We start from the raw sequence: 3,831 nt of genomic DNA on the forward strand, positions 1-3,831 counted from the left end.
GCGCGCGGCGCTGGATGGACTTCGGCCCGCTCAGCGTCCAGCCGTCGGAGTTCATGAAGCCGGCCTTCGTCGTCACCTGCGCCTGGCTCTTCGCCGAGCGCTCGCGCCGTCCGGACGTGCCGGGCAACCTTTTCTCGATCATGCTGCTCCTCGTCGTCACCGCGCTTCTCGTCGCGCAGCCGGACCTCGGCCAGACGATCCTGACCTCGGCCACCTGGAGCTGCATGTTCTTCATGGCCGGCCTGTCATGGGTGTGGATCACGCTGCTCGGCGGCGTCGGCGTCGTCGGCTTCCTCGGCGCCTATACGGTGTTCCCGCACGTCGCCTCGCGCATCGACCGCTTCCTCACCGGCGAGGGCGACACCTACCAGACCGATACCGCGCGCGAGGCGATCCTGTCGGGCGGCTGGTTCGGGCAGGGGCCGGGCGAGGGCACGATCAAGCGCATGCTGCCCGACAGCCACACCGATTTCGCCTACTCGGTGATCGCCGAGGAGTTCGGCATCGTCTCCTGCATGGCGCTGTCGGCCGTGTTCTGCTTCGTCGTCATCCGCGGCCTGTCGATCGCCTTCAACCAGCGCGACACGTTCAACCGGCTTGCCATCTCCGGCCTCGTGATGCTGTTCGGCCTCCAGTCGATCATCAACATGGCTGTGAACCTCCACCTGATGCCCGCCAAGGGCATGACGCTGCCGTTCATCTCCTACGGCGGCTCTTCGATGATGGCGGTCGCGATCTCGGCCGGCTTCGTGCTGGCGCTGACGCGCAAGCGCGCCGAGAACGTCTCGCAGACCGATCGGCTGGTGGAGCGCACGCTCGCCTTCCAGGCGCCTTATCCCGCGCGCTAGAAGCTCGACATGACCCGACCCATTCTCCTGTGCGCCGGCGGAACCGGCGGCCACCTGTTTCCCGCCGAGGCGCTGGCGCACGAGCTGCACGCACGCGGCCACACGGTCCACCTCGTGACCGACGAGCGCGCCGGACGCTATGCTAGCAGCTTCCCGGCCGACGAGACGCATGTCGTGCCCTCCGCCACCTTCGGCTCCAAGAACCCGGTAGCGGTCCTGCGCTCCGGCCTGAAGCTTTGGACCGGCTATCGCGGCGCGATCGCGCTGATGAAGCGGCTGCAGCCGACGGCCGTCATCGGCTTCGGTGGCTATCCGACCATCCCGCCGATGATGGCGGCGGTGCAGCTCGGGCTTCCGACCGCGATCCACGAGCAGAACGCCGTGATGGGCCGCGCCAACAAGTTCCTGTCGACGCGCGTGCGCCAGATCGCCGCCGGCATCCCGCAGTCTAACACGGATGCTGCGGTCGCGGCCAAGATCACGGTCACCGGCAACCCGGTGCGCCCCGCCGTCCTCGACGCGGCGACGACGCCCTATCGGCCGAGCCGCGAAGGCGAGCCATTCGAGCTCGTCGTCTTCGGCGGGAGCCAGGGCGCGAGCTATTTCTCCGATGCGGTGCCGGCCGCCGTGGAGCTGATGCCGGCCGGTCTTCGCGCCCGGCTGCGTGTGACGCAGCAGGCCCGCGCCGAGGATGAGGCCAAGGTCGTTGCGGCCTACCGCGAGATCGGCGTTCCCGCCGACGTCTCGCCCTTCTTCAAGGACATGGCGGCCCGCATCGCCAAGGCGCATCTCGTCGTCAGCCGCGCCGGCGCGTCGACAGTCTCCGAACTGTCGGTGATCGGGCGACCCTCGATCCTCGTGCCGTATCCTTACGCGCTCGACCACGACCAGGCGGCCAACGCGGCGCGTCTCCAGTCGGCGCACGGGACCATCGTCTCGAAGCAGGCCGACCTCACGCCCGAGCGCCTTGCCGGCCTCACCACGATGATCGCCAACGACGCCGACAAGGCCGAGGTCATGGCAGCCGCCGCCAAGGGCGAGGGCATTCCGGAAGCCGCGCGGTTGCTTGCCGATCTGGTCGAGTCTATGCCGGGCACCGCAACACGCTGACAAATCGACAAAAAGACCAGAGGAGCCGGCCATGAAGATGCCGCCCAATATCGGCCCGGTGCATTTCATCGGCATCGGCGGCATCGGCATGAGCGGCATCGCCGAGGTGCTGGTCAATCTCGGCTACACCGTGCAGGGCTCCGACGCCTCGGAGAACGCCAACGTCCAGCGCCTGCGCGAGAAGGGCGTCACGGTTCATGTTGGCCACGCCGCCGAGAACCTCGGGCTAGCCGAGGTCGTGGTCGTCTCGACGGCGATCAAGCGTTCCAACCCCGAGTTGTCGGCCGCGCGCGAGCGCCTGCTGCCGATCGTGCGCCGGGCCGAGATGTTGGCCGAGCTGATGCGCTTCCGGCAGGCGATCGCCATCGGCGGCACGCACGGCAAGACCACGACGACCTCGATGGTGGCGACGCTGCTCGACGCCGGCGGCATGGACCCGACCGTCGTCAACGGCGGCATCATCAACGCCTACGGCACCAACGCCCGCATGGGCGAGGGCGAGTGGATGGTGGTCGAGGCCGACGAGAGCGACGGCACCTTCCTGAAGCTGCCCGCCGACGTCGCGGTCGTCACCAACATCGATCCCGAGCACCTCGACCACTACGGCACCTTCGATAAGGTGCGCGCAGCCTTCCGCGCCTTCGTCGAGAACGTGCCCTTCTACGGCTTCGCCGTCATGTGCCTTGACCACCCCGAGGTGCAGACGCTGGTCTCCGAGATCGAGGACCGCCGCATCATCACCTACGGCGAGAACCTGCAGGCCGACGCGCGCTTCCAGAACGTGCGCGCCGAAGGTCCGCGCTCGACCTTCGACGTGACGATCCGTGACCGCATCACCGGCGCGACCACGGCGATGAAGGACCTCGTGCTGCCGATGCCCGGCCGGCACAACGTGTCGAACGCGACGGCCGCCGTCGCCGTCGCCCATCGCATCGGCATCGGCGAGGAGGCGATCCGCAAGGGGCTCGGCAGCTTCGGGGGCGTCAAGCGCCGCTTCACCCACACCGGAACGGCGCTCGGCATCGACGTCTACGACGACTACGGCCACCACCCGGTCGAGATCCGCGCCGTGCTCTCGGCGGCGCGCTCGGCCGCGACGGGCCGCGTGGTCGCCGTGGTGCAGCCGCACCGCTACACGCGCCTCCAGTCGCTGTTCGCGGACTTCGCGGCCTGCTTCAACGACGCCGACACGGTGATCCTCGCGCCGGTCTATTCGGCGGGCGAAGAACCGATCGACGGCGTCGATTCCGTGATGCTGGCCGAGCGCCTGCGCCTCGGCGGCCATCGCGACGCGCGGCTCATCGACGGTCCGGCGGAACTTGCACCGCTCGTCCACCGCGTGGCGGAGGCCGGCGACATGGTCGTGTGCCTGGGCGCCGGCAACATCACGGCCTGGGCCTACGCGCTGCCGAAGGAACTCGAGGCGCTGGGGCGGGGGGCTTGAGCGAGCTTCTCGCCGCGCTGTCCGATCCCGCCACCGGCCTTCGCGGCAAGCTGCAGGCGGGCGCGGACCTCTCCAAGATCACCTGGTTCCGCACCGGCGGGCCGGCGGACCTGATGTTCCAGCCGGCCGACGAGGCGGATCTCGCCGCCTTCCTCGCCGCCCTGCCGGCCGAGGTGCCGCTGACGGTCGTCGGCATCGGCTCCAACCTCCTGATCCGCGACGGCGGTATCGGCGGCGTCGTGCTGCGGCTGCCGGCCAAGGGGTTCGGCGAGGTCGAGGTGATCGGGGACGGGCGGATCCGAGCAGGCGCGGCGGCGAGCGACAAGCGCGTGGCGGCGGTGGCTTGGGAAGCAGGGCTCGGTGGGTTCCACTTCCTGCACGGCATTCCGGGGTCCGTCGGCGGTGCGATCCGCATGAACGGCGGGGCCA

Annotated in this window: 4 protein-coding genes; all 4 read left to right on the forward strand. The window is 69.5% G+C overall.

Annotated features, from left to right (window positions below; all coding sequences use genetic code 11):
• Positions 1-848, forward strand: an 848-nt coding sequence (locus QZ753_RS09310) for an FtsW/RodA/SpoVE family cell cycle protein (protein ID WP_294643060.1), incomplete at its 5' end; no start/stop codon positions are given.
• Between the two features lie 9 nt (positions 849-857).
• Entirely contained in the window at positions 858-1,958 is a 1,101-nt protein-coding gene (gene murG / locus QZ753_RS09315; RefSeq protein ID WP_294643062.1) for an undecaprenyldiphospho-muramoylpentapeptide beta-N-acetylglucosaminyltransferase, read from the forward strand.
• A 31-nt stretch (positions 1,959-1,989) separates the two neighbouring features.
• Complete coding sequence (murC, locus tag QZ753_RS09320) at positions 1,990-3,402, forward strand: UDP-N-acetylmuramate--L-alanine ligase (protein ID WP_090958464.1); 1,413 nt, start codon at positions 1,990-1,992, stop codon at positions 3,400-3,402.
• The coding region (locus QZ753_RS09325) for an FAD-binding protein (RefSeq protein WP_294643064.1) at positions 3,399-3,831 on the forward strand (433 nt) is incomplete at its 3' end. The genes murC and QZ753_RS09325, both read left to right, overlap by 4 nt.

Origin of the sequence: uncultured Aureimonas sp. (assembly GCF_913775355.1) — a bacterium.
In the GTDB taxonomy this organism is placed as follows: Bacteria; Pseudomonadota; Alphaproteobacteria; order Rhizobiales; family Rhizobiaceae; genus Aureimonas.